Origin of the sequence: Kitasatospora sp. NPDC101157, assembly GCF_044768255.1 — a bacterium.
In the GTDB taxonomy this organism is placed as follows: Bacteria; Actinomycetota; Actinomycetes; order Streptomycetales; family Streptomycetaceae; genus Kitasatospora.
In genome coordinates this window covers 281,494-305,734 of sequence record NZ_JBIWPL010000006.1, presented here as the reverse complement: position 1 = coordinate 305,734, position 24,241 = coordinate 281,494, and the positions used below count along the sequence as shown (strand labels likewise).

The 24,241-nt window shown below is 73.2% G+C and carries 21 protein-coding genes and 2 tRNA genes; 13 read left to right on the top strand and 10 right to left on the bottom strand.

All coding sequences use genetic code 11. From position 1 onward, the window contains the following. Positions 1–78 precede the first annotated feature (78 nt). Both ACIRVF_RS16495 and ACIRVF_RS16490 read left to right on the top strand, forming a co-directional pair. Entirely contained in the window at positions 79–1,311 is a 1,233-nt protein-coding gene (locus ACIRVF_RS16495; RefSeq protein ID WP_402817365.1) for a M64 family metallopeptidase, read from the top strand. Positions 1,312–1,500: 189 nt separating this feature from the next. After that, positions 1,501–2,754, top strand: a complete 1,254-nt coding sequence (locus ACIRVF_RS16490; RefSeq protein WP_402817363.1) for a nitrate/nitrite transporter — start codon at positions 1,501–1,503, stop codon at positions 2,752–2,754. 60 nt (positions 2,755–2,814) lie between these two features. On the opposite strand, the gene ACIRVF_RS16485 is transcribed toward ACIRVF_RS16490, so the two are convergent. Both ACIRVF_RS16485 and ACIRVF_RS16480 read right to left on the bottom strand, forming a co-directional pair. Further along, complete coding sequence (locus ACIRVF_RS16485) at positions 2,815–3,669, bottom strand: Bro-N domain-containing protein (RefSeq protein WP_402817361.1); 855 nt, start codon at positions 3,667–3,669, stop codon at positions 2,815–2,817. 159 nt (positions 3,670–3,828) lie between these two features. Beyond that, positions 3,829–4,650 carry a maleylpyruvate isomerase family mycothiol-dependent enzyme gene (locus ACIRVF_RS16480; protein ID WP_402817359.1) on the bottom strand — a complete coding sequence of 274 codons (822 nt, stop codon included), beginning with the start codon at positions 4,648–4,650 and terminating at the stop codon, positions 3,829–3,831. A gap of 172 nt (positions 4,651–4,822) precedes the next feature. On the opposite strand from ACIRVF_RS16480, the gene ACIRVF_RS16475 reads away from it, so the two are divergent. The 3 genes from ACIRVF_RS16475 to ACIRVF_RS16465 all read left to right on the top strand — a co-directional run bounded on the left by ACIRVF_RS16475 (position 4,823) and on the right by ACIRVF_RS16465 (position 7,607). Then, positions 4,823–5,620: a carbon-nitrogen family hydrolase gene (locus ACIRVF_RS16475; RefSeq protein WP_402817357.1), complete on the top strand. Its 798-nt coding sequence runs from the start codon at positions 4,823–4,825 to the stop codon at positions 5,618–5,620. A gap of 151 nt (positions 5,621–5,771) precedes the next feature. Further along, positions 5,772–6,848, top strand: a complete 1,077-nt coding sequence (locus ACIRVF_RS16470) for a GntR family transcriptional regulator (RefSeq protein WP_402817355.1) — start codon at positions 5,772–5,774, stop codon at positions 6,846–6,848. A 111-nt stretch (positions 6,849–6,959) separates the two neighbouring features. After that, positions 6,960–7,607, top strand: a complete 648-nt coding sequence (locus tag ACIRVF_RS16465; protein WP_402817353.1) for a hypothetical protein — start codon at positions 6,960–6,962, stop codon at positions 7,605–7,607. A gap of 27 nt (positions 7,608–7,634) precedes the next feature. Here the strand turns inward: ACIRVF_RS16465 and ACIRVF_RS16460 are convergent, their stop codons facing one another. After that, positions 7,635–8,420 carry an SLATT domain-containing protein gene (locus tag ACIRVF_RS16460; protein WP_402817351.1) on the bottom strand — a complete coding sequence of 262 codons (786 nt, stop codon included), beginning with the start codon at positions 8,418–8,420 and terminating at the stop codon, positions 7,635–7,637. A gap of 378 nt (positions 8,421–8,798) precedes the next feature. Here ACIRVF_RS16460 and purD point away from each other — a divergent pair, with 378 nt between their 5' ends. The 4 genes from purD to ACIRVF_RS16440 all read left to right on the top strand — a co-directional run bounded on the left by purD (position 8,799) and on the right by ACIRVF_RS16440 (position 15,025). Further along, positions 8,799–10,046 (top strand): phosphoribosylamine--glycine ligase, encoded by a 1,248-nt coding sequence (gene purD / locus ACIRVF_RS16455; RefSeq protein ID WP_402817349.1) that lies wholly within the window; start codon positions 8,799–8,801, stop codon positions 10,044–10,046. A gap of 616 nt (positions 10,047–10,662) precedes the next feature. After that, on the top strand, positions 10,663–12,246 hold the full coding sequence (locus tag ACIRVF_RS16450) for a hypothetical protein (RefSeq protein ID WP_402817347.1): 1,584 nt from the start codon (positions 10,663–10,665) through the stop codon (positions 12,244–12,246). Positions 12,247–12,482: 236 nt separating this feature from the next. Next, a complete protein-coding gene (locus ACIRVF_RS16445; RefSeq protein WP_402817345.1) occupies positions 12,483–14,021 on the top strand; it encodes a N,N-dimethylformamidase beta subunit family domain-containing protein in 1,539 nt (512 codons plus the stop codon). Positions 14,022–14,125: 104 nt separating this feature from the next. Beyond that, complete coding sequence (locus ACIRVF_RS16440) at positions 14,126–15,025, top strand: phosphoribosylaminoimidazolesuccinocarboxamide synthase (RefSeq protein WP_402817343.1); 900 nt, start codon at positions 14,126–14,128, stop codon at positions 15,023–15,025. A 25-nt stretch (positions 15,026–15,050) separates the two neighbouring features. Here ACIRVF_RS16440 and ACIRVF_RS16435 read toward each other — a convergent pair whose 3' ends face one another. The 7 genes from ACIRVF_RS16435 to ACIRVF_RS16405 form a co-directional block, all read right to left on the bottom strand. Further along, on the bottom strand, positions 15,051–15,674 hold the full coding sequence (locus ACIRVF_RS16435; protein WP_402817341.1) for a response regulator: 624 nt from the start codon (positions 15,672–15,674) through the stop codon (positions 15,051–15,053). A 13-nt stretch (positions 15,675–15,687) separates the two neighbouring features. Beyond that, positions 15,688–16,923, bottom strand: a complete 1,236-nt coding sequence (locus ACIRVF_RS16430; RefSeq protein ID WP_402817339.1) for a sensor histidine kinase — start codon at positions 16,921–16,923, stop codon at positions 15,688–15,690. Between the two features lie 85 nt (positions 16,924–17,008). Further along, the gene (locus ACIRVF_RS16425) at positions 17,009–17,860 is read right to left on the bottom strand and encodes an ABC transporter permease (protein ID WP_402817337.1); all 852 of its coding nucleotides are present in this window, start codon (positions 17,858–17,860) and stop codon (positions 17,009–17,011) included. Beyond that, a complete protein-coding gene (locus ACIRVF_RS16420) occupies positions 17,857–18,876 on the bottom strand; it encodes an ABC transporter ATP-binding protein (protein WP_402817335.1) in 1,020 nt (339 codons plus the stop codon). Before ACIRVF_RS16420 ends, ACIRVF_RS16425 begins: the two co-directional genes overlap by 4 nt. A gap of 156 nt (positions 18,877–19,032) precedes the next feature. Continuing rightward, positions 19,033–19,108, bottom strand: a tRNA-Gly gene (locus ACIRVF_RS16415). A gap of 40 nt (positions 19,109–19,148) precedes the next feature. Beyond that, positions 19,149–19,221, bottom strand: a tRNA-Gly gene (locus ACIRVF_RS16410). Positions 19,222–19,363: 142 nt separating this feature from the next. Further along, entirely contained in the window at positions 19,364–19,681 is a 318-nt protein-coding gene (locus ACIRVF_RS16405) for an Lsr2 family protein (RefSeq protein ID WP_030056585.1), read from the bottom strand. Positions 19,682–20,147: 466 nt separating this feature from the next. On the opposite strand from ACIRVF_RS16405, the gene purS reads away from it, so the two are divergent. The 4 genes from purS (at position 20,148) to ACIRVF_RS16385 (ending at position 24,231) form a co-directional block, all read left to right on the top strand. After that, complete coding sequence (purS, locus tag ACIRVF_RS16400) at positions 20,148–20,402, top strand: phosphoribosylformylglycinamidine synthase subunit PurS (protein WP_030278336.1); 255 nt, start codon at positions 20,148–20,150, stop codon at positions 20,400–20,402. Then, the gene (gene purQ, locus ACIRVF_RS16395; protein ID WP_402817333.1) at positions 20,399–21,100 is read left to right on the top strand and encodes a phosphoribosylformylglycinamidine synthase subunit PurQ; all 702 of its coding nucleotides are present in this window, start codon (positions 20,399–20,401) and stop codon (positions 21,098–21,100) included. The genes purS and purQ overlap by 4 nt, the downstream gene beginning before the upstream one ends. Beyond that, positions 21,100–23,355 carry a phosphoribosylformylglycinamidine synthase subunit PurL gene (purL, locus tag ACIRVF_RS16390; RefSeq protein WP_402817331.1) on the top strand — a complete coding sequence of 752 codons (2,256 nt, stop codon included), beginning with the start codon at positions 21,100–21,102 and terminating at the stop codon, positions 23,353–23,355. Before purQ ends, purL begins: the two co-directional genes overlap by 1 nt. A 63-nt stretch (positions 23,356–23,418) precedes the next feature. Next, a complete protein-coding gene (locus ACIRVF_RS16385) occupies positions 23,419–24,231 on the top strand; it encodes a sterol carrier family protein (protein ID WP_402817329.1) in 813 nt (270 codons plus the stop codon). The last annotated feature ends 10 nt before the right edge of the window (positions 24,232–24,241 follow it).

Sequence of the window (24,241 nt, the reverse complement as noted above, 5' to 3'; positions counted from 1 at the left end):
CGACACGCCGGTCCGGGTACGTCTTCGCTCCACCACCCGGGCGACGCCGGGTGACCGGAGCCCCGAGGACGCACCCGTATGCCTGCTGGCAACCCTGGCCGTCTCGTCCGGAGTCTGGCCGCCCTCGTACTGGTGTCCACCGCGGTACTCCCCGCTGCCCTGGAACTGGTCGGCCCCTCGCCGTTCGGCGTGATCGGGCCGGGCGCCGCCCTCGACCGGGCCGTGCCCCCGCACACCGCGCTCCGCCCCGACCAACGGATACCCGCGGCCGCCCCCACCTTCGACATACGGCGGACCGGGGACCCGTCCAACCGGATCACCCTGGTCCTGCTCGGCGACGGCTACACCGCGGACGAACAGGAACTGTTCCGCCAACAGGCCGACAGGACCTGGCACGCCCTGATGGACATCGAACCGTTCCGCACCTACCAGGGGTTCTTCAACATACGGAGGGTCGAGGTGGTCTCCCCGGTCTCCGGGATAGCCGAGACCGAGAGCCGCGGCCGGAACCCCGCCACCCCGCTGGGCATGCACTTCTGGTGCGAGGGGACCGCCCGGCTGCTCTGTGCCGACGAGGCCGCCACCGCCCGCTACGCCGGGGACGGCGCCGGGCCGCAGTACCTGATCGCGCTGGCCAACTCGACCGAGTACGGCGGCGCCGGGGGCACCGGGGTGACCACCCTGGCCGGGGGCAGCCCGGACGCCGGGCGGATCATCCAGCACGAGATCGGGCACACCGTGGGGGACCTCGGCGACGAGTACGACAGCGCTCCCGACGACGCGGACTACCCGAACCTCTCCACCCTCAACGCCGACGACATGAAGAAGAAGCAGACCAAGTGGTGGCGCTGGCTGGGCGCGGTCTCCCCGGACGGCGCCGGCACCGTCGGGGCGTACCGCAGCGCCAACGGCCTCTACCGGCCCACCCCCGACTCGGTGATGCGCACCCTGGGCAGTGCCTACAACCTGCCCTCCCGCGAGGCGATCATCGAGGAGCTGTACCGCAGGGTCCGGCCGACCGACACCCCCTCCCCGCCGCCCGGCGAGGTCAGCGGGCTGCCCCGGCTGGACGTCCGGCCGCTGCCGCTGACCGGCTCCCGGCAGCTGAAGGTGGACTGGAAGGTGGACGGCGCCCCGGTGGCCCCGCAGGCCGTGGAAGGCGGCTCGCTGGACACCGCGAAGCTCAATCTGGCTCCGGGCCGGACCGCGACCGTCACCGCGACCGTCCGGGACACCACGGACTGGGTGCGGGACGAGGCCTTCCGGGACCGCTACATGACCAGGTCGGTGTCCTGGACGGTCACCGGCTGAGCGGTCCGCCCTCACCCCGGGCTGGGCGTCCCATCATGGGATGACTAACCTGGACGAACTATGACCGTGGAGCCAGCTGGTCCAGCCCCGTCCCTGTCCGTACCCGCTCCCCGAGCCACCGCCGAGGCCCCGGCCGCTCCCGCGTCCCCGGCTGCCGTCGCGTCCCCGGCCGTCCCCCTCGTCCACCCCGTGCCTCCCGGTGGCCGTGGGGCCTGGCTGGCCTGGTCCATCGGCGTCAGCGTCTACGTCCTGGCCGTCATCCACCGCACCAGCCTCGGGGTCGCCGGACTCGACGCCGCCGAGCGCTTCGGCATCGGCGCCTCCGCGCTGTCCACCTTCTCCATCCTCCAGGTGCTGGTCTACGCGGCCATGCAGGTCCCGGTCGGCCTGCTGGTCGACCGGTTCGGACCGCGCCGGGTCCTGCTGCTCGGCATTCTGCTGCTGAGCACCGGCCAGCTGGCCTTCGCCTTCAGCTCCTCCTTCGCCCCGGCCCTGGCCTCCCGGGCGGTGCTCGGCTGCGGCGACGCGATGACCTTCATCAGCGTGCTGCGGATCGCCGCCCGGTGGTTCCCGGCGGCGAAGAACCCGTTCGTCGCCCAGCTGACCGGCCTGGCCGGGATGGGCGGCAACCTGGTCACCACCGTGGTGCTCGCCCAGGCACTGCACGACGAGGGCTGGACACCCACGTTCACCGCGATCGCGCTGCTCGGCGTCGCGGTGTTCGCGCTGGTCGCGCTGTTCCTCAAGGACTCCCCGGCGGTAGCCGTCCGACCGGTCGACCCGCCGGCGGCCCGCCCGAAGATCCGGCGACAGGTACTGGACTGCTGGCGGGAGCCGGGCACCCGGCTGGGGCTGTGGGTCCACTTCACCACCCAGTTCCCCGGCAACGCCTTCGGCCTGCTCTGGGGCATGCCCTACCTGGTCGAGGCCCAGGGCATGTCCCGGGGCGAGGCCGGCGGACTGCTGACCCTGCTGGTGCTCTCCAACATGAGCTTCGGCTTCCTCTTCGGCCGGCTGCTCTCCCGCTCGGCGCGGGCCCGGATGCCGATCGTGCTCACCGTCATCACCACCACCGGCCTCGGCTGGGCCCTGGTCCTGGCCTGGCCCGGCGGCCACCCCCCGATGTGGCTGCTGGCCGGGATCATCCTGGTCATGGGGAGCAACGGCCCGGCCTCACTCGTCGGCCTGGACTACGCCCGCACCCGCAATCCGGCCGAACGGCTCGGCACCGCCTCCGGGATCGTCAACATGGGCGGCTTCATCGGCACGATGGTCACCCTGTTGGGCATCGGCGTGCTGCTCGACGCCCTCTCCCCGGCCGGCGCCGAGGCGTACTCGGCGACGGCCTTCCGCTGGGCGTTCTGCTGGCAGTACGTGCCGCTGGCGGTGGGGACGCTGATGATCGTCCGCCTGCGGCGGAGGGTTGTCGCCTCGAAGGCATAGCCCTTCTGGGCTGCGGAAACGTCGAAACCCTCCCTCTGATGGGTCGTTCGCCGTCCGTTGCTACAACCCGATGCCGCGGAGGACTTCGATGATCTCCGGTGGACGACCGTACATCTGGGCCCGGTCCATGAGGCACAGGAGCATGCCCTCCGGTGGCATCGTCGGTGAGGGAGCCGAGGGGACCACTGGCTGCGGTCGTTCGACCGCTGCCTCGCGGAGGCGGACCAGGTCCACCAGCTTCAGCTTCGGGCAACCCGGGGCGACCCGGCTGCCCCGGATGCCGACCCGCTCCCCGCCCGGGCAGGCGAAGTACGCGCCGAACGGCGGCCCGCTGTCCTCCTCCCGGCCCGGCAGGTGGAGCACCATCTCCCCGTGCCGGCAGTGGACCGTCCCGTCCGAGTGAACGGTCAGGCCGGGCCAGTCCTCGTGGTCGATCTCCGCGACGATCCGCACCTGCTGTCCGATCGCCTCGGCCAGCGTCTCCGCCATCCGCCGCTGCTGGGTCGGGATGTCCGTGTCCCCTCGGCGGACGGAGGGCAGGAGGTCACGGGTGACCCACTCCTGGAAAGGGCGGGCATTGGGCTTGTTCGAGCGCATGATCAGCGTGTAGAGAGCCGACTCGCTGATCACGTTGAGCATCGGGTTACCACGCTCGTAGGGTTTCCCACCTGCGGAAACGTGATTAACCTTCCCGAAAGTTAGGTTAATCGAGCGCGAGTTGACGACTCGCGTCTGGCTCGGCTCGACCGCCTTGCGCACCTGGCTCGGGTTCAACCTGCCGAGCACCGCACAGACGTCCGCCGTGACGAACCACGGCTTCCCGTCGATCATCACGACGCGGATCGGCTGCCCCGTGACCGGGAAGCTGGACCGCACCAGCACCATCTCTTCCTGCTGCCCCTGTTCGTCGTCCATCGGGACGCTCCTCCTACTTCTGGGTGACGGCATGACTGCCCTGAGTAACGAGGCCGAACAGGTGAGGAACCTGATGCGGTGTTGACGCATGGATGCACGAGTGGTGCCGACCCGGCGCACGGTCGTGCGTGTACGCCGGGTGGTGCGCGCCGATGAAACTCAGATGGTGACGGAGAAGTTGGCCAGCACCCGCTCGGCCAGTTCCTTGTCCCCCTCGACGGTCACCGGCCCGGGCCGGCCGCGGCCGCAGGCGAGCCGGACGTACGTCTCCCAGTCCATGGTGAGCTGGACGTCGGGGGCCAGGCTGATCGACTCGTCCACGATGCCGCGCCCGGTGGAGTCCACCCGCACGGTGCGCAGGAACTCCACCGGACCGGTCACGTCGACGACCAGCGCCGTCCCGGCCGGCGCGCCGGCGGTGTGGGCGACGGCCTTCGGCAGCCGCTCCAGCAGGAAGTCCCGGGCGACCAGCGCGCCGGGGGCGTCCAGGTTGCCGGGGGTGTCCAGGGCCCGGCGCAGGTCCTGCTCGTGCACCCAGACGTCGAAGGCCCGCATCCGCAGCAGCTCGTGGTACGGGACGTCCCCGGCCAGCGGCCCGGCCGGCCAGCGGACCAGCTCGCCCGGCGTCTGCTTGGCGTTCCGCAGCGCGCGGGAGCGGCGGATGATCGTGTACTCCAGCTCGCTGGTCATCTCCAGCGCGGTGTGGCAGCGGCGCTTGTCGACCGGCAACTCGATGTAGCGGGCGAACTCGGTGGTCACGTGGCGAAGGTCACGCGGCAGCGAGTGGATCGGGCGCGGGTCGCCGAGCAGCTCGGACTCGACCGCGATCACGTGCGAGACGACGTCCCGGACCGACCAGCCGGGGCACTCGGTGGCCCGGTTCCAGGAGCCTTCGGGGAGGGGGGCGACCAGCTCCGATATGGACTCGATGCTCTGCGTCCACGCCTCGGTGTAAGCCTGCACGGTCTGGTTGTCCGTCACGGGAATCTCCGGCCCTCCGTCAGCTTTCCTACGCTCGGCGCCCGGCCGTCGCGGTCGGCCGGGATGTCCGGCTTCCGGGCGCACACGCTAACCGCACGTTACGCTGCCGGGAGACAGCTGGGCAGCGCTTTCGGGTGACGATCGTAGGTCTCTTGCCGTGGACGGTGGTACTGTGCGCGCTTCATTGATCCAACTCGCGGTCTCCGACGCCGAGCCGCCCGCCGAACGGCGTGCCCGGGCGGCGTCGCTGGTACGGGCGCAGCAGGGCGCCGACCTGGTGGTGCTGCCGGAGCTGTGGCCGCTCGGCGGCTTCGCCCACGACCTCTGGTCGGACGGCGCAGAGGCGCTGGACGGGCCCACCTCGGACGCCATGGCGTCGGCCGCCCGGGCGGCCGGGGTCTGGCTGCACGCCGGTTCGATCGTCGAACGCGACCCGGACGGCCCGATCTACAACACCTCGATGGTGTTCGCCCCGGACGGCGAGCTGGTGCACACGTACCGCAAGATCCACCGCTTCGGCTTCGACAGCGGTGAGGCGGTGGTGATGGGTGCCGGGCAGGAGATCGTCACGGCGTCCACCGAGTTCGGCACCCTGGGCCTGGCCACCTGCTACGACCTGCGCTTCCCGGAGCTGTTCCGGGCGCTGCTGGACGCCGGTGCCCAGCTGCTGGTGGTCCCGGCGGCCTGGCCGGCCAAGCGGCGCGAGCACTGGACGCTGCTGGCCCGGGCCCGGGCGCTGGAGGAGCAGGCCTTCGTGCTGGCCTGCAACACCGCCGGGACGCACGCGGGGGTCGAGCAGGCCGGGCACAGCGTGGTGGTGGACCCGTGGGGCCGGGTGCTGGCCGAGGCGGGGGCGGCGGAGGAGGTGCTGACCGTGGAGTTCGACCCGGCCGAGGTGGGCCGGGCGCGCGAGGACTTCCCGGTGCTGCGGGACCGGCTGCTCGGCATTCCGGCACCCGTCCAGCGTTAGGGCGGGTCCGGCGGCCCCTCGTTCCGGAGGGTTGGTTCGGACCTGCTCCGGGCCGGTTTGAGAAGATGAGCACTCGTCGTGTTCCCTGCCGCCGGTCGGCCGGTCCGTCGCGGGTCGGCACGGCGGCCGCCTGCCCGAGGAGGTCGCGCGCATGTCCGGCACCGGCGCCGGCGACACCCCCCGTCCGGTCATCCACCGCAACAGCCTGCGCGAGCAGATCGCCGGCGCGCTGCGCGAGGAGATGATGGCCGGCCGGCTGGAGGCGGGCCGCAACTTCACCGTCAAGGAGATCGCCGAGCTGTACGGCGTCTCCGCGACCCCGGCCCGCGAGGCGCTGGTCGACCTCGGCGCGCAGGGTCTGCTGAGGGCCGAGCACCACCGGGGCTTCACCGTGCCGGAGCTGTGCTGGGAGGACTTCCTGGAGATCTTCGAGGCCCGGGTGCTCCTCACCGACAGCTTCTACCGCCAGTTCTCCGCCCGCCGGGCGCTGCCCGACCTCACCCGGTTGCCCTCGCTGCGCCGCCGGGCCGACGCGGCGGTGCGGGCCGCCCGGGCCGGGAACCTGGACGTGATGGTGGGCTGCGACCGCCGGTTCTGGCAGGAGGTCTCCGCCCTGCTCGGCAACCGCCGGATCGGGGACTACCTGGACTGGCTGCGGGTGCAGTCCTGGATGTTCGCCGCTCCCTACCTGCGCGCGATGCCCGCCCTGGCCGGGGTGTGCTGGGACCGTCACGCGGACCTGGTCGACGCGATCGGGGCCCACGACCTGGTCGGTGCGCACCGGATCGTCTGCGAGTACAACCTGTTCACCGCCCGGCTGCTGGCCGGGCTGACCGGGCAGCCGCTGGAGTCGGTGACGGTGCTCGGGCTGCTCACCGAGGCGGCCGGCGAGGAGCCGCTGCCCGTCCCGGTCGAGCCGCCGCCGGCGCCGCCGTGGTCGGCGCGGTCGGCGTCCGGGACCGGGGCCGGGCCCGCGGCCGGGCGCACGTCCGAACCCGACCCCGACTCCCGGCCCGGATTCCGCCCCGAGCCCGGTGGGTCCCGTCCCGGTCGGCCCGGCCGGGGTGACGAGGTCGCCCGGGAGCTGGGCCGCGAACTGGGCCTGGGCCTCGGCCTGGTGCCGCAACCGCGCTGGGTGCCGCACACCCGGTTCGGCCGGCGGCTGTCCGAGCCGCCCCCCGAGGCCCCGCAGGGACGGCCCGATCCGCATCCGGCCCCGGGCCGGTAGGGTGGGCGGTCGTCGAACCGGGTGCCCCGTGCGGGCCCTCCGGGTACCGACCCCGCCCGTCGTCGCCCCGCCCCGCGGGCGATCCCGCCGTCCGGAGAGGAACTGCCGGCCATGGCCTGCGACCTCTGGCTCGTCCCGCTGGTGGACGTGCTGAGCCACAGCCCCGACAACCCCTTCCGGGACGACCTCGCGCTCTACAACGCGGTGCTGACCTCGCGCGGGCTGCCCGAGGTGCCGGTCTACCAGTTCGTCCCCGGGCTGAGCGGAGCGGTCGAGCCGATAGCCGCCTTCGACTACGACTCGCTGCACTTCCTGCGCCGCGCCTACCTGTTGGGCCTCACCGGACTGGACATCACCCCGGTCGACTCGCTCGGCGGCGACTACGAGCAGCTGCTGGAGATGTTCGAGAGCAGCGCCGAACAGTCCCACCTGGTCTGGCACTTCGACCACGCCGGCGCGTACGTGCCGATCGAGTTCCAGGCACCGCTGGTCGACGAGGTGCTGCTCGCCTCCGGCGGTCCGCTCGGCTCCAGCCACGGGCTGCTGCGCGAACTGCAGGCCGTGGCACCGGCGCTGGGCCTCGACTCGCTCAACCCGCCGAACCCGACCAGGCCGCTCGGCCCGACCGGCCTGGAGCAGCCCTTCGGGCCGCCGATCGACGACCTGCACCCCTTCGCCCGGGAACGGCACGCCTGGGCGGGCCTGTACGCGGCGGCGACCAGGAGCGTCAGCCAGGGCTCCATGATCGTCTTCGCGTAGGCGTCCCGGGTCCTACCGCCGCGCGTCCTACCGCAGCGGGCCCTCCGGCGGCCGCTGGCGCGGCATGGTCGGCCTGGTCCCGGGCGGCGGCAGCACCCGGACCTGGGCACCCACCCCGGGCTCGGTGCGCCCGCCCCAGGCCCCCGCGGACTGGGTGGGCAGCTGGGTCATCGACGCGCGGAACTCCAGCATCCACTCCGAGGTCTCGGTGCGGACCATGTCCGAGACGTCCTCGCAGAACCGGCGCAGCACGCCCAGGCAGCGCTCGGCGGCCTCGCCCGCGGTGCCCTCGGTCGGACCGAGTACCTCGCGCACGCACTCCGAGGCCCAGTCGAACTGGAAGGCCTCCAGCCGGCGTTGCAGCGCCTGGGCCGTGGAGATGTCCCGCATCCAGCCGGAGGTGAGCCCGAAGACCCGGTCCGCGCCGTAGCAGGCGGCGGAGAGTGCCAGGCCGACGTAGCCCCAGCTGGTGCCGTGGGCGACGGTGCCGGTCAGGTCGACCAGCGGGGCGGTCACCCCGCCCACCGCGAAGCCGGCCGACCCGAAGCGCAGCAGGCGTGCCCAGCGGCGCTTCCAGATCCGGTCCCGGCGGTACCACTCGATGGCCTCGACCGCCCGCTCCTCGGACCAGCGGTAGAGCTCCTCCAGCCGTTCGGCGGGCTCGCCCCAGTCCCCGAGCGGGAACTGGCGGGTGCTCAGATCGGTCCGGTGGCGGGTGGAGGCCCGTCGGGCCACGGCTGCGGCGGGCTGGTCCTCCTCGCCGATCTCCTTGCCCCAGGCACTCTCCTCGGGCTGCATTTCCGGCTGGCTCACCTGTGGGGCTCCCTGTGGCGGGCGGGCGGCTGGGTCTGTCGGCACATCGGCTGACATGACGTCTGCCGGTGGTTCTCCAACAGCACTTCTTACCGCCAAATGGCTGACCATGGGGACGCTTCCCCGCTGATCGTTACCGGTTTCGGCCACCGGAACCCGAGGTGGGAGGGTTGCGGGGGGCGGCGAGATTTCACCCGTCCGAGCGAGGTCCCGGTGACCCGCCGTTCTGACCCGGACACCGGCCGCGCACCCGGGGCCGTCGTTCCTGGAGGATCCTCCGAGGCGGTCGGCGTACGGAGAGCTTTTCCTGGAGGATCCGACGAGTCTTCGGCGGTACCGGAGAGCGGCCGGAACAGGCCACCGACTACGCTGCCTGGCGTGAAGGTCCTCGTCATCGGCGGCGGCGCCCGCGAACACGCCCTGTGCCGCTCCCTGTCCCAAGATCCCTCCGTGACCGAGTTGCACTGTGCCCCGGGCAACGCCGGGATCGCCCAGGTGGCGACGGTCCACCCGGTCGACCAGCTGGACGGTGCCCAGGTCACCGACCTGGCCGCGAAGCTCGGCGCCGACCTGGTGGTGGTCGGCCCCGAGGCCCCGCTGGTGGCCGGCGTCGCGGACGCCGTGCGCGCGGCCGGCATTCCGGTCTTCGGCCCCTCCGGCGCGGCCGCGCAGCTGGAGGGCTCGAAGGCCTTCGCCAAGGACGTGATGGCCGGCGCCGGAGTGCCCACCGCCCGCTCCTACGTCTGCACCACCCCGGAGGAGGCCGCCGAGGCGCTGGACGCCTTCGGCGCCCCCTACGTGGTCAAGGACGACGGCCTGGCGGCCGGCAAGGGCGTCGTGGTCACCTCCGACCGCGCGGCCGCGCTGGCGCACGCCGCCTCCTGCGAGCGCGTGGTCATCGAGGAGTACCTGGACGGCCCCGAGGTCTCCCTGTTCGCGATCACCGACGGCACCACCGTGCTGCCGCTGCAGCCCGCGCAGGACTTCAAGCGCGCCCTGGACGGCGACGAGGGCCCCAACACCGGCGGCATGGGTGCCTACTCGCCGCTGCCGTGGGCGCCGGCCGGGCTGGTCCAGGAGGTCCTGGACACCGTCCTGCAGCCGACCGTGGACGAGCTGCGCCGCCGCGGCACCGAGTTCTCCGGCCTGCTGTACGCGGGCCTGGCGCTCACCTCCCGCGGCACCCGGGTGATCGAGTTCAACGCCCGCTTCGGCGACCCGGAGACCCAGGTCGTGCTGGCCCGGCTGCGCACCCCGCTGGCCGGCGTCCTGCTGGCCTCCGCCACCGGCACCCTGGACCAGCTGGAGCCGCTGCGCTGGGACGAGGGCGCGGCCGTCACCGTGGTCGTCGCCTCCGAGGGCTACCCGGCCGCGCCGCGCACCGGCGACCCGATCGAGGGCCTGGCCGAGGCCGAGGCGGACGGCACCGCGTACGTGCTGCACGCCGGGACGGAGGCGGACGAGAACGGCCGGGTGCTCAGCGCCGGCGGCCGCGTCCTGTCGGTCACCGCGACCGGCGCCGACCTGGCCGAGGCGCGCGACCGCGCGTACGCGGCCGTGGAGCGGATCTCGCTCAAGGGCGGCCAGCACCGCACCGACATCGCGCTGAAGGCGGCCACCGCCTGAGGCACCCACGCCCCCGCGGCCCCCGTGCGAACCGCTCGCACGGGGGCCGCTGCGCTCCGTCGGCACCGGGACAGGAGCGGCCCGGAGGCGAGCGGGCCTTCGAGGGGGGCGGAAACAACCCGCAGGGCGCAGCGCCCCCGGCGTTTCCCGGACGGGAGCGGTTCCGCGGTCCGACGCACCGTTCGGCGGCCGGATTCCAGCCCATCGGGTGACAGCAACCGCATCCGGCTGACGCAACCGGGCGCCCGGCCTTATGGTGCGCTGGATCGCAGTGCGGCGGGGCCGTGCGCCGGGGTCGCCGCCGGGTAGCGGCGTGTCCGCGGGGGGATGCTGGACGGCGATCGGCCGGGCGGTCGCCCGGTGCTTCGCGCCGGACCGGTCCCGGGACGACCGGGTGGCGTCATCGGGACGACCCGGCGGCGTCACCGGGACGAGTGGAAACCGGGGCGATCCGGAACACCCGCCCGGACCGGGGCGTCGAAAATGTCAGTAGCGCCACACAGCATGCACTGCCGGGGATCGGATGCCTCCGCTTCCCGGTCGGAACTGATCGTTTCGAGTCGGCTCAGGGCCCGTAGGCGGGCGCCCGAGGGCTCCGAAGGGGGTGCCGCACCGTATGGCCGTCGACACCGCGCGCGCTCACGCCCAAGCGGTCCTGCGGATCCGGGGCCTCGCCCTGGCCGCCGCAGTGCTGCCCGCCGCTGTCGCGGTGGTCCTGCTGGCCGGCCGGTTCACCGGCCGGATCGGGGCCGCCGGATCCTCCGACGCCGCCGGGTGGGACGCCGCCCGCTGGGTGGTCTGCGTCCTCGCCGCGCTCACCCTGCTGGTGGCCGGGCTGACCACCCGCGCCCTGCGCCGGGCCGTCCCGCCGCAGACCCCCGCCGTTCCGGTCGAGCGCGCCGCCGCTCCCGAGCTGTACCGGCTGATCGACGAGCTGGCCGACCGGCTGGACGTCCCGGCACCCTCCGCGGTGGCCCTCACCCCGGACTGCGACAGCTGGCTGGAGGACGTTCCGCCGCCGCGGCGCCCCCGCGCCCTGCGGCCGTACCCCGCGGGGCCCGCGCCGGTACTGGTGATCGGATCGCCCTTCCTCTGGTGGATGCGGTCCGGTGAACTGCGCGCCCTGCTCGCCCCCGTGGTGGCCGGTACCGCCGCCTCCGCGGACCCGGAGATCGCCGCCGCCCGCCGCTTCCTGCGCGGCCTGGACGCCTGCCTGGACTCCGGACCGGGCGCGGCCCCCGGACTCGGCGGCGCCACCCTGGCCGCCCCACCCGGGCCACCGCGCCGCGGCCCGGCCGGGCCGGCCGACCGGATCACCCGGCGGATCACCCGCCGGCTGCTGGGCGCCTGCCGCGGCCACTCCGCCGAGCTGGAGCGGTCCGTCGCTAGCTGGGCCTCCGAGCAGGCCAGGACGGTCGACTACGGCCTGCGGATCGCCGCCCAGGAGCAGGTCGGCCTGGCCTACGCCGGCTGGGACCGGCTGCTCACCCGGGTCGCGCTGCCCGCCTGGCGGCTCGGCCGCCACCCCGCGCACCTGAACGCCGGCGTGGTCTCCGCGCTCACCGAGCTGTCCCGCCGCGACCGGCTGGCCGCCGACGGCTACGGGACCCGGCTCGGCGACCGCCCCGCCTGCGACCTGCTGGAGGAGCCCGGCACGGTCGACCGGGCGGTCTCCCGGCTCGCCGCCGACCTGTTCTTCGGCCGTCCGGCGGCCGGCGTCTGGCACGAGCTGGAGTGGGCCGACTACCCGGCCGAGGTGGTGGACGCCGGCTGGCGGGCCCGGGCCGCCGCCCTGCAGACCGCCCTGGACCGGCTGGCCCCGCAGGCCCGCCCCGGTGCCCCGACCCTGACCCGGCTGCTGGCCCGGCTCGCCGAGGGCGACGGCGAACAGCTGGCCGCCGGCCTGGCCGCCCAGCTCGCCCGCACCACCGCCCCGGCTCCCCTGCTCGAACCCGACCGCACCGGCCGCGACCTGCTGGTCGACCACGTCACCGCGATGGTCTGCTGCGCCGCCGTGGACACCGCCGGCGGTGCCCCCGGCCTGGACTGGCTGGACGGCCCGGTGCTGCTGCTCCGCGGGATCCGCCGCACCGACCTGGCCGCCCCGGTCGCCCAGGCCGTGGAGCAGGGCCAGGACGGCCCGCTGCGCGCCTGGCTGGACGCCGCGGAAGTCCGGCTGGAGAAACCCGTACGCCTCTGACGCCCCGTGGGTCCCCGGGCTTCCGGGCGGCGCTCGACGGCCCGGCACGCGCCCCCGGAAGCCCCGGCCGCCGGCCGTCTCCGCAGGCCGGAGGCCCTGTCGCGGAGGCGCGCGAGATTCCCGACACCAATTGCTACCGTGGGGTGACGGGGCGCCAGCACTGTGTGGTGTATTAGACCGCACGCACATCCGGGGGGCACGTGCCAACCGGACGGAAGTGCACCTGGGAGGGGCGCGTGGGGACCGAACTCAACCGCCGCTGGGAGTCGGGCACGCACGCTTACAGCGTCTCCGACCCCTTCGGCCAGGGCCCGCTGCCCTGGCTGCGCAGCCCCGACCAGTACCTGGCCGGGGCCGAGGGCGCCGTGCCCTGGTACGTCTCGGTGGACGCGCCCGGCCAGCAGCCGCTGTCGGCGGGCGTGCGGCCCAAGCCGCCGGTCGGCACCCCGCAGAGCGCCAACGACGTGGACCAGCAGATCAAGGGCTTCGCCTCGGCCGGGGTGATCCGCCCCGGCGGCGCGGTCGACTTCCGGGTCACCGTCAACCCGCCCCGCGAGTTCACCGTGGACGTCTACCGGATCGGCCACTACGGCGGCGACGGCGCCCGCCACATGACGTCCAGTCCGCTGATCGCCGGGCTGGCCCAGCCCGCCCCGCTGGTGGTCGAGCGGACGGTCTCCTGCCACCACTGGTGGCACTCCTGGCGGCTGCAGGTCCCGCTGCACTGGAAGCCCGGCGCCTACGTCGCCGTGCTGACCACCGCGGACATGCTGCACCGCAGCCACATCCCCTTCACCGTCAGGGACTTCGCCGACCACGGGCACACCGCCGAACTGCTCCTGGTGCTCCCGGACGTGACCTGGCAGGCCTACAACCTGTTCCCCGAGGACGGCCGCACGGGCGCCAGCCTGTACCACGCCTGGGACGGCCTGGGCGGTCTGGTCGGCGAGTCCGAGGCGGCCGTCACGGTCTCCTTCGACCGACCGCACGCCACCGCCGGGCTGCCGCTGCACGTCGGCCACGCCTACGACTTCATCCGCTGGGCCGAGCGCTACGGCTACGACCTCTCCTACGCCACGGCCACCGACCTGCACGCCGGCCAGGTGGACCCGACCGAGCACCGGGCGCTGGTCTTCCCCGGCCACGACGAGTACTGGTCCGAGCCGATGCGCCGGGCCGTCGAGCGGGCCCGGGACGGCGGCACCTCGCTGGTCTTCCTGTCCGCCAACACCATGTACTGGCGGGTCGAGCTGACCGCCGCCGCCTCCGGCGAGCCCAACCGGTTGCTGAACTGCCGCAAGCGGCAGAAGCCCGGCCCCGGCAGTCCGGCCGCCGGGGTGCCCGGCGCGGCCAGCGCGCTGTGGCGGGACGCCGGCGAGCCCGAGCAGCACCTGCTCGGAGTGCAGTACTCGGGCCGGGTCGCCGCGCCCGTCCCGCTGGTCGCCCGGCACACCGCGCACTGGCTCTGGGACGGCACCGGCCTGCAGGAGGGCGACGAACTGCCCGGCCTGGTGGCGGGGGAGGCCGACCGGTACTACCCGAAGGTCGCGCTGCCCGAGCACACCGAGCGGGTGCTGCTGGCCCACTCGCCGTACCGGGACCTGGCCGGCCGCACCCGCTACCAGGAGACCTCGCTCTACCGGGCGCCCAGCGGCGCGTACGTCTTCGCGGCCGGCACCTTCGCCTGGTCGCCCGCCCTCGGCCGTCCCGGCCTCACCGACGAACGGGTCCAGCGGGCCACCGCCAACCTGCTGGACCGGCTCTGCAAGAACTAGGGCCGGACCGTGGGGTCCGGGCGGGCGTGAAAGACTGCGGGGGCAGTGACCTCCCCTTTCGCGGTGCCCCACGCCCGTGAACGACCCCTGAGGACTGAGACACCTTGAGCGGATTTGTCACCAAGCCCGAGCCGGTTCAGGTACCCGGCCTGGTCCACCTGCACACCGGCAAGGTGCGCGACCTGTACCGCACGGGATCGGGCGAGCTGGTGATGGTCGCCAGTGACCGGATGTCCGCCCACGACTGGGTGCTGCCGAACGAGATCCCGGACAAGGGCCGGGTGCTCACCCAGCTCTCGCTGTGGTGGTTCGAGCGGATCGCCGACATCGTCCCCAACCACGTGATCTCCACCGAGGTCCCGGCCGGCGCCCCCGCCGACTGGAAGGGCCGCACGCTGATCTGCAAGAGCCTGGACATGATCCCGGTCGAGGCGGTCGCCCGCGGCTACCTGGCCGGCTCCGGCCTGACCGAGTACCGGGAGAGCCGCACGGTCTGCGGCGTCGCCCTGCCGGAGGGCCTGGAGAACAGCTCCGAGCTGCCCGCCCCGATCTACACCCCGGCCCTCAAGGCCGAGGTCGGCGAGCACGACGAGAACGTCCCGTACGAGGAGACCGCCCGCCGGATCGGCGCCGAGCTGGCCGCCCAGGTGCGCCGCACCACCCTGGACGTCTACGCCCGGGCCCGGGACATCGCCCGCGACCGCGGCATCATCCTGGCCGACACCAAGTTCGAGTTCGGCCTGCTGGACGGCGAGCTGGTGATCGGCGACGAGGTGCTCACCCCGGACTCCTCCCGCTACTGGCCGGCCGACGAGTACGAGCCGGGCCGCTCGCAGGCCTCTTTCGACAAGCAGCTGATCCGCGACTGGCTGGTCTCCCCGGCCTCCGGCTGGGACCGCTACAGCGAGCAGCCGCCGCCGGAGCTCCCGGCCGAGGTGGTCGAGCAGACCCGCGCCAAGTACATCGAGGTCTACGAGCGGCTGACCGGCACCACCTGGGTCTGAGCCGCACGCGCGACGCCCGCGAGCGCTAGATCCACCCGTGCTCGCGGGCGATCCGCACCGCCGCGTGCCGGTTCTCCGCGCCCAGCTTGGTGGCCGCCGAGGACAGGTAGTTGCGCACGGTGCCCTGGGAGAGCGCGGCCCGTTCGGCGATCTCCGCGATCGGGGTGCCGTCCGCGGCCAGCTCCAGGACGTCCGTCTCGCGCGGGGTCAGCGGAGTCTCCCCGGCGCTGATCGCGTCCGCCGCCAGCTCCGGGTCCACGTACCGGCCGCCGGAGCGCACGGTGCGGATGATGCCGGCCAGGTCGGCCGCCGAGACGGTCTTCGGCAGGAAGCCCCGGACCCCGACCTCCAGCGCCCGCTTCAGGTAGCCGGGCCGGCCGTGGCCGGTGACGATCATGCAGCGGCAGTCCGGCAGCAGCCGGCGCAGCTCGGTGGCCACCTCGATGCCGTCCTTCCCGGGCATCTGCAGGTCCAGCACCGCGACGTCCGGCCGGTGCGCCTGGGCCATCGCCAGCGCCTCCGGGCCGGAACCGGCCTGGGCGACCACCTCGATGTCGTCCTCCAGCGAGAGCAGCGCGGCCAGCGCACCGCGGATCAGGTGCTCGTCGTCGGCGAGCAGGACGCGGACGGGCGCGGTGTTCTCGGTCATCGGAAGGCCTCTCTCAGCCCGGCAGCGGGACGGTGGCGAGCATCCGGAAGGTACCGGGTGCGGTGGTGGTCGGGACGGTCAGCTCCCCGTCGTGGGCGGCCAGCCGCTCGCGCAGGCCGCGCAGCCCGGTGCCGCCGCCCTGGGAGGGGAGCGGTACGGCGGGCACCCCGTCGTTCTCCAGCTCCAGCACCGCCCGGCCGTCCTCCTGCCGCAGCCGGATCAAACAGCGGGCGGCCTCGCTGTGCCGCAGCACGTTGGTGGTGGACTCGCGGATCACCCAGCCGAGCACCGACTGCACCTGCGGCGGCAGCCGGTCGGGCTCCTCACCAAGGTCGATCTCGCAGTGGATGTCGGCGGCGCGCAGCACCGCGCGGGCGCCGATCGCCTCGGCGTGCAGGTCGGCGGTGCGGTAGCCGCGGATGACGTCCCGGACCTCGCGCTGCGACTCCTGGGCGATCTTCTGCACCTCGGCCATCTGCTCGGCTGCCTCCGGGCGCCCCCGCCGGGCGAGCTGGACGGCGAGTTCGCTCTTCAGCGCGATGGTGGTGAGGTTGCGGCCCATCACGTCGTGCAGGTCGCGGGAGAAGCGCAGCCGCTCCTCGGCGACGGCCAGCCGGGACTGCGCCTCGCGGGCGGCGTCCAGTTCCCATACCACCGCGGTGACCCAGGCGAAGCTGCGGCAGCTGGCCACCATGAGGACCGTTCCGACGACCGCCCCGATCAGCCATCCCGAGGTGGTGGCGAAGCCGGCTCCGGCCAGCAGCATCGCCGGGGCGATCAGGAGCACGAGGGCGGTTCCGGAGAGGAAGGCCCACCGCCACCGCAGGCCCACCCCCGTGGGGCCCGCGGTGGCGCCGACCAGGGCGGCGGCGATGACCGAGGTGAACGGCGGGCCCGGGTGGGGCGGGACCCCGTCGGAGGCCGGGCCGAGCAGCAGGACGGTCCATGAGCCGGCCACGGTCAGCATGGCGCTGACGACCAGCCAGCGCCGGTACGTGCTGGGTCGTCCAAGGTAGTGGTCGAGCGAGGTGCGGTACGCCCGCAGGGTGACCAGGACGGAGGCGAGGGACAGGACCAGGCCGACCTGTGCGGCGGTGGTCGCGCCCTGGACCTTCACGCTGGAGGCGGTGGCCAGCAGGGCTACCGGCAGCATGATCCACGCCACCATGTAGAGCGACCAGCGGAAGTACAGTTCGGCGCGCTGCGGCTTGCCGTAGCCCCTCCAGCGCCGGATCGGCCCCCGGACCATCGATGTGCTCCCCGTTTGATCACCTGCGTGTCGCTGCCTTCATATCAGAGGACGTACGGGGTGGGTCTCGGGGAATCCGCCGGGGTCAGCGGCGCGGTTCCCAGCGGAAGTAGCGCACCGCGCCCCAGACCGCCAGACCGAGCCAGACGGCGCCGGTGACCAGGTGCGGTGCGGCGGCGCCCCAGCTGCCGAGGAAGTCGGTCGCGGCGGCGGAGCCGTCGGTCCCGAACCAGCCGACCCGGATCAGCTGGAAGGCCGGGGTGGTCGGCAGCAGGCGGCAGACGTCGGCCAGCTGCGAGGGCATGACCTCCAGCGGGAAGTACAGGCCGGACCCGAACTGCATGACCAGCATGACGGGCAGGGTGGTGATGCCCGCACTCTCCACGGTCCTGGTGAAGGCACTGGACAGCGCGGCCAGGGCGATCATGGTGGCCAGCAGCATCAGCAGGCCGACCAGCATCAGCACCGGGTTGACCGGGACGGCCAGGTGCAGGCCGACGCTGCCGCAGATCCCGATCAGGGCGGCCATGAACAGTCCGAGGACGAGCGAGGGGACGGCGGTGCCGAGCAGGATCTCCAGGTCCTTGGCCTCGCCGGTGCGCAGCCGCTTCAGCACCAGCTCGCCGCGCCGCCCCACGTACGCGGCGGTCAGGTTGTAGTACACGACGAAGGCCAGGACCATCCCGACCGAGCCGTAGACCAGCAGCGAGTGGACGTCCAGCCCGGGGTTGTCCTCGGACTGCTTCTTGAGCAGCCCGTGGAGGGTGCTGATCAGCACCACCGGCAGCACCACGGCGGTGAACAGCGCGGCGCGGTTGCGCAGCAGCAGGGTGGCCTCGGCCCGGCCGAGGGCGAGCAGCCGGCCGGCTGTGGTGGTGGTCGGCGGGCCGGCGACGGTGTCGGTGGCGGGCGCGGTGGCCGGGGCGGCGGTGGTCATCGGGCGGATCCGATCAGGCGGCGGGCGGGACGGTCGGCGGCGGCGGCCTGGGGCGGGGCCTGCTGGGCGGCCTCGGAGGCGATGGCGAGGAAGGCCTCCTCCAGCGAGGCGCTGCGGGCGTCCAGGGCGCCGAGCGCGATCCCGTGGTGCCTGGCCCAGCCGAGCAGGTCGGTGAGGGTGTCCTGGAGGCCGATGCTCTGCACGGTGACCTTGCGGCCGTCGACGGTGACCTCGGCCCCGGGCAGGACGGGCAGCGCGGGTCCGGCCGCCACGGGGTCGAGCAGCTCCGGGAGCTCGAAGGTGATCCGGGAGGGCCGTCCGGCGATCACCTCGGCGACGGTGCCGCTGGTGACGACCTGCCCGCCGTGCAGGATGGCCAGCCGGTCGGCGAGCTCCTCGGCCTCCTCCAGGTAGTGGGTGGTGAGCAGCACCGTGGTGCCCTGGGCGCGCAGCTCGCGGACCAGCCGCCAGACGGCGGCGCGCGCCTCCGGGTCGAGGCCGGTGCTGGGCTCGTCCAGGAAGAGCACCTCGGGGCGGCCGAGCAGGGCCATCGCCAGGTCGAGCCGGCGCCGTTCGCCGCCGGACAGCTGCTTGACCCGGACGCCGGCCCGGTGGCCGAGGCCGACCAGCTCCAGCGCCTCCGCGACCGGACGGGCGCCGCTGGTCAACCCGGCCCAGGCCCGGCCGGTCTCGGCGGCGGTGAGCTCGCCGGGGAAGCCGCCCTCCTGGAGCATGACGCCGATCCGCGGCCGGACGGCGGCGCGCTCCGTGAAGGGGTCGTGGCCGAGCACCCGGACGGTGCCGCCGCTGGGCGCGGCCAGGCCCTCGATGACCTCCATGGTGGAGGTCTTTCCGGCGCCGTTGGTGCCGAGCAGGGCGAACAGCTCGCCGCGGCCGACGGTCAGGTCGACGCCGCGGACGGCGTGGTACTCGGTGGCACCGGTGCCGTAGTGCCGGTGCAGGTCGGTGACCTCGATCACGTTCCGGCCGGGACGACCGGGCTTGCTCGTTTCCATGCCCCAAGCCTCCCGGCGCCCCGGGCGCGCGGGCAGTGCGCGCCGTCACGGATCGGCGGTGCGGATCCACGGGTCGGCGATGACAAATGTCATGGGGGAATGCGAGGAGGGGCCGGAATACGTCGAAGGCCCCCTCGATCGAGGGGGCCTTCGCTCTGGAGCGGACGACGAGATTCGAACTCGCGACCCTCACCTTGGCAAGGTGATGCTCTACCAACTGAGCCACGTCCGCAGGGTCAAACTATTGAGTTGTGCTGTGCTCGCGCACTGCGAGCGGACGACGAGATTCGAACTCGCGACCCTCACCTTGGCAAGGTGATGCTCTACCAACTGAGCCACGTCCGCAGGATGCCTGGTGGGGCACCCGCCGCCTCTTCGGATCTCTCCGTTGCGGCGACGAGGAATACTCTACAGCATCGTTCGGGGTGGTCGCCCCACCCTTCCGGTCCGGGCGGGCAGGGCGACCGGGGGCGGTGCCCCGACGGGGTCAGTTCGCCTCGGCGAACGCCTCGTACACGTGCTTGGGGATCCGGCCGCGGGCCGGCAGTTCCATGCCGCGCGACAGGGCCCAGGCGCGCACGGCGGCCGGGTCCGGGGTGAGCGCGGTGCGGCGGAAGGACTTTCCGGTGCGGCTCTGGCGCCGGCCGGCCGCGACGAACGGGGCGAGGGCCTCCCGCAGCTTTTCCGCGTTGTCCACGGACAGGTCGATCTCGTACGACTTCCCGTCGACGCCGAAGTGGACGGTTTCAGCGGCGGCGCCGCCGTCCAGGTCGTCGGAGAGCGTGACAACTACACGCTGAGCCATGGGTGTCAATCCTCTCGGGCAATTCGGCCGCCGGTTCACGGAGTGTGCCCCGTGGCCTGATGTGCACCAACTCGCGCAAGCGCACACGGGCAGGCCCGGTGGCCCGCCGGATACGCAGCACTTGCCGCGACAGGTGGCCCTATTCTGCACCCGAAGGGGGTCGAAATCGAAGAGTCCGGCATTCTTTTCCGGATATTCACGAGTCTTGCGGGACTGCCGGATACCGATGCGCGGGACGGGCGGTTCTGTCCCCAAGTGCCGTATTCGGGTGTTCTCCGGGGTCGTCGTTCGGCGTCCCGAATCCGCGGAAACGGGTCGGCCGGGGCGGGGGGCGGGGGCCCCGGATCCCTTGCGGCGTAAGGGTCCTGGGTCTACGCGCGTCACTATCCCCGGCCAGCAATCCTGCCCCGAACGGCCGGTAGTCTGGAGTTCCCCCGCCTCACCGAAGACACCACCGGGAGTGCCAGTGGCACGCGTCGTAGTCGACGTCATGCTCAAGCCGGAGATCCTCGACCCCCAGGGACAGGCGGTGCAGCGTGCACTGCCCCGTCTCGGATTCACCGGGATCGCCGACGTCCGCCAGGGCAAGCGTTTCGAGCTGGAGTTGGAGGGCCCGGTCGACGACGCCGCGCTCGCCCGTATCCGCGAAGCCGCCGAGACCTTTCTCGCCAACACCGTGATCGAGGACTTCACCGTCCGCGTCGAGGAGGCGGCGAAGTGACCACCCGCATCGGCGTCGTCACTTTCCCCGGCTCGCTCGACGACCGCGACGCCCAGCGCGCGGTCCGCCTGGCCGGCGCGGAGCCGGTCGCCCTCTGGCACCGTGACAAGGATCTCCACCAGGTCGACGCCGTCGTCCTGCCGGGCGGATTCAGTTACGGCGACTATCTGCGCTGCGGCGCGATCTCCCGCTTCTCGCCGGTGATGGAGACCGTCATCGAGCAGGCCAAGCTCGGAATGCCGGTCCTGGGTATCTGCAACGGCTTCCAGGTGCTCTGCGAATCGCACCTGCTGCCCGGCGCGCTCACCCGGAACGACTCGCTGCACTTCGTCTGCCGCGACCAGAAGCTGCGCATCGAGAACGCGGAGACGGCCTGGACCGGGGATTACTCGGCCGGCCAGGAAATCGTGGTGCCGCTGAAGAACGGCGAGGGCCGCTTCGTCGCCGACGCGCACGTCCTGGACGAACTGGAGGCGGAGGGCCGGGTCGTGGCCCGGTACCTCGCCCGCGGCAACGCCGCTGATGGGTACGGTAACCCGAACGGTTCGTACCGCGACATCGCCGGCATCACCAACGCCGCCGGCAATGTCGTCGGCCTGATGCCGCACCCGGAGCACGCCGTGGAGCCGCTCACCGGTCCGACCACCGAGGGCCTGGGCTTCTTCACTTCCGTACTGAAGCAGCTGGTGAACGCCTGATGAGCCTCGACACCGTCAAGAACGCCGAGCAGACCCCGGACGCCGCCCAGCCCTGGGCCGAACTCGGCCTCAAGGAGGACGAGTACGCGCGCATCCGGGAGATTCTCGGCCGCCGCCCGACCGGCGCCGAACTCGCGATGTACTCGGTCATGTGGTCCGAGCACTGTTCGTACAAGAGCAGCAAGGTCCACCTGAAGCAGTTCGGCGAGAAGAAGCCGGATTCGGACGCGATGCTGGTGGGCATCGGCGAGAACGCCGGTGTGGTCGACGTCGGCCAGGGCTACGCGGTGACCTTCAAGGTCGAGTCGCACAACCACCCCTCGTACATCGAGCCCTACCAGGGCGCGGCCACCGGCATCGGCGGCATCGTGCGCGACATCCTGGCGATGGGCGCCCGCCCGGTCGCCGTGATGGACCCGCTGCGCTTCGGCGCGGCCGACCACCCGGACACCCGGCGCGTGCTGCCCGGCATCGTCGCGGGCATCGGCGGCTACGGCAACTGCCTGGGCCTGCCGAACATCGGCGGCGAGGTCGTCTTCGACTCCTGCTACCAGGGCAACCCGCTGGTCAACGCGCTGTGCGTGGGCGTCATGAAGCACGAGGACATCCACCTCGCGCAGGCCTCCGGCGCCGGCAACAAGGTCATCCTGTACGGGGCCCGCACCGGTGGCGACGGCATCGGCGGCGTCTCGGTGCTGGCCTCCGAGACCTTCGACGACACCAAGCCGGCCAAGCGCCCGGCCGTCCAGGTCGGCGACCCGTTCCAGGAGAAGCTCCTGATCGAGTGCACCCTGGAGATCTTCCGGGAGAAGCTCGTCAAGGGCATCCAGGACCTCGGCGGCGCCGGCCTGTCCTGCGCCACCAGCGAGCTGGCCTCGGCCGGCTCCGGCGGCATGCGGATCGACCTCGACACGGTGCACCTGCGCGACCACACGCTCTCGCCGGAGGAGATCCTCATGAGCGAGTCGCAGGAGCGCATGTGCGCGATCGTCGAGCCCGACAAGGTCGCCCGCTTCCTGGAGATCTGCGAGAAGTGGGACGTCATCGCCAACGTCATCGGTGAGGTCACCGACGGCGAGCGCCTGGAGATCTTCTGGCACGGCGAGCTCGTGGTGGACGTGCCCCCGCGCACCGTCGCCCACGAGGGCCCGACCTACCAGCGCCCCTACGCCCGCCCGAGCTGGCAGGACGCGCTGCAGGCCGACGCCCCCACCGCCGAGCGGCTGGCCCGCCCGACCACCGGCGAGGGCCTCAAGGCCGACCTGCTGAAGGTCGCGAGCCACCCGAACCAGGCCTCCAAGTCCTGGATCACCGACCAGTACGACCGCTACGTGCTCGGCAACACCGTGCTCTCGCACGGCGAGGACTCGGGCATGATCCGGATCGACGACGAGACCAACCTGGGCGTCTCGGTCGCCACCGACGGCAACGGCCGCTACGCCAAGCTGGACCCCTACACCGGCGCCCAGCTGGCCCTGGCCGAGGCGTACCGCAACGTCGCGGCCGGCGGTGCCAAGCCGCTCGCCGTCTCCGACTGCCTCAACTTCGGCTCCCCCGAGGACCCGGACGTGATGTGGCAGTTCGCCGAGGCGACCCGTGGCCTGGCCGACGCCTGCCTGGTGCTCGGCACCCCGGTCACCGGCGGCAACGTCTCCCTGTACAACCAGACCGGCGAGGTCGCCATCCACCCGACCCCGGTGGTCGCGGTGCTCGGCGTCATCGACGACGTCACCCGGCGCACCCCGGTCGCCTTCGCCGAGGAGGGGCAGCTGCTCTACCTGCTCGGCGACACGGCGGACGAGCTCGGCGGCTCGGCCTGGTCGCAGGTCGTCCACGACCACCTCGGCGGCCTGCCGCCCAAGGTGGACCTGGAGCGCGAGCGGCTGCTCGGCGAGATCCTGATCTCGGCCTCGCGCGACGGCATGATCGACGCCGCGCACGACCTGTCCGACGGCGGCCTCGGCCAGGCGCTCGTGGAGAGCTGCCTCAAGGGCGGCCACGGCGCGCGGATCGTCGTGCCCGAGGGCACCGACCCGTTCGTGTTCCTGTTCTCGGAGTCGGCCGGCCGCGCCGTCGTGGCGGTGCCGCGCAGCGAGGAGCTCCGCTTCAACGACATGTGCACCGCGCGTGGCCTGCCGGCCACCCGGATCGGTGTCGTGGACGGCGACTCCCTGGACGTCCAGGGGCAGTTCACCGTTTCGCTGGCCGAGCTGAAGGACGCCCACACCGGCGTCATCGAGGCCCTGCTGGCCTGATCGGCGGTTCGAGGGACGGACGGTTCTCCGGAACCGTCCGTCCCTCGGCGTATGTTGGGCCCCATGCCTCCCAAGTCCCGTACGTACCAACCGCAGAAGGTCCGCGCCGCGCTGGTCGCCCAGGGCGAGTCGCTCCGTGCCGTCGTCCACGGCCTCGGCGCCGACCAGTTGGAGCGGCCGACGCGGCTCGGCACCTGGCGGGTGCGGGAGTTGCTGGCGCACCTGAGCATGGCGCTGGGCCACCCGGCGGTCGCGGTGGACGCCCCGGCGCCGGACGGGCCGGTGCTCTCGCTGGCCGGCTACGCGGAGTTGAGCCGGACGATGGCCGTGGCCGTCGACAGCGCGGTGACGGAGCACGCGGCGACCGGGTTCGCGGGCCCGCCCGCGGAGGTGGCCGCCGCGTTCGACCGGTCGCTCGACGCCGTACGGGCCGTGCTCGACCGGCCCGCCGGGGCGGAGCGGGAGCCGACCGCCGTCGTGGTCGGTCGGCGGATGCTCCTGACCGACTACCTGGTGACCAGGCTGGTGGAGGCCGTGGTGCACGCCGACGACCTGGCCGACGCGCTGGGCCTGGACGCCTTCCCGCACGACCGCCAGGCCCTCGCCGCCGTCACCCGGATGCTGGCGGACGCCTTCGCCGACCGGGTGCCCGGCGGCGCGGTCGAGCTGCGGATCCCGCCGTACGCGGTCGTCCAGGCCGTCCCGGGGCCCAGGCACACCCGGGGCACCCCGCCCAACGTGGTCGAGACCGACCCGCTGACCTGGATCCGGCTGGCCACCGGCCGGGTGCCCTGGGCGGCGGCGGTGGCGGACCACGCGGTGGCCGCCTCGGGCGAGCGCAGCGACCTGGGGGAGTACCTGCCGGTGCTCGGTTAGGGCCACGGTT

What these genes read in the sequence shown, in the direction of transcription:
- ACIRVF_RS16465 (WP_402817353.1), top strand. Translation starts at nt 6,960, where the DNA reads ATGGCCTGCGACCTCTGGCTCGTCCCGCTGGTGGACGTGCTGAGCCAC.
- ACIRVF_RS16405 (WP_030056585.1), bottom strand. Translation starts at nt 19,681, where the DNA reads ATGGCTCAGCGTGTAGTTGTCACGCTCTCCGACGACCTGGACGGCGGC.
- ACIRVF_RS16425 (WP_402817337.1), bottom strand. Translation starts at nt 17,860, where the DNA reads ATGACCACCGCCGCCCCGGCCACCGCGCCCGCCACCGACACCGTCGCC.
- ACIRVF_RS16430 (WP_402817339.1), bottom strand. Translation starts at nt 16,923, where the DNA reads ATGGTCCGGGGGCCGATCCGGCGCTGGAGGGGCTACGGCAAGCCGCAG.
- ACIRVF_RS16470 (WP_402817355.1), top strand. Translation starts at nt 5,772, where the DNA reads ATGTCCGGCACCGGCGCCGGCGACACCCCCCGTCCGGTCATCCACCGC.
- purL (WP_402817331.1), top strand. Translation starts at nt 21,100, where the DNA reads ATGAGCCTCGACACCGTCAAGAACGCCGAGCAGACCCCGGACGCCGCC.
- ACIRVF_RS16420 (WP_402817335.1), bottom strand. Translation starts at nt 18,876, where the DNA reads ATGGAAACGAGCAAGCCCGGTCGTCCCGGCCGGAACGTGATCGAGGTC.
- ACIRVF_RS16385 (WP_402817329.1), top strand. Translation starts at nt 23,419, where the DNA reads ATGCCTCCCAAGTCCCGTACGTACCAACCGCAGAAGGTCCGCGCCGCG.
- ACIRVF_RS16435 (WP_402817341.1), bottom strand. Translation starts at nt 15,674, where the DNA reads ATGACCGAGAACACCGCGCCCGTCCGCGTCCTGCTCGCCGACGACGAG.
- ACIRVF_RS16485 (WP_402817361.1), bottom strand. Translation starts at nt 3,669, where the DNA reads ATGGACGACGAACAGGGGCAGCAGGAAGAGATGGTGCTGGTGCGGTCC.
- ACIRVF_RS16495 (WP_402817365.1), top strand. Translation starts at nt 79, where the DNA reads ATGCCTGCTGGCAACCCTGGCCGTCTCGTCCGGAGTCTGGCCGCCCTC.
- ACIRVF_RS16450 (WP_402817347.1), top strand. Translation starts at nt 10,663, where the DNA reads ATGGCCGTCGACACCGCGCGCGCTCACGCCCAAGCGGTCCTGCGGATC.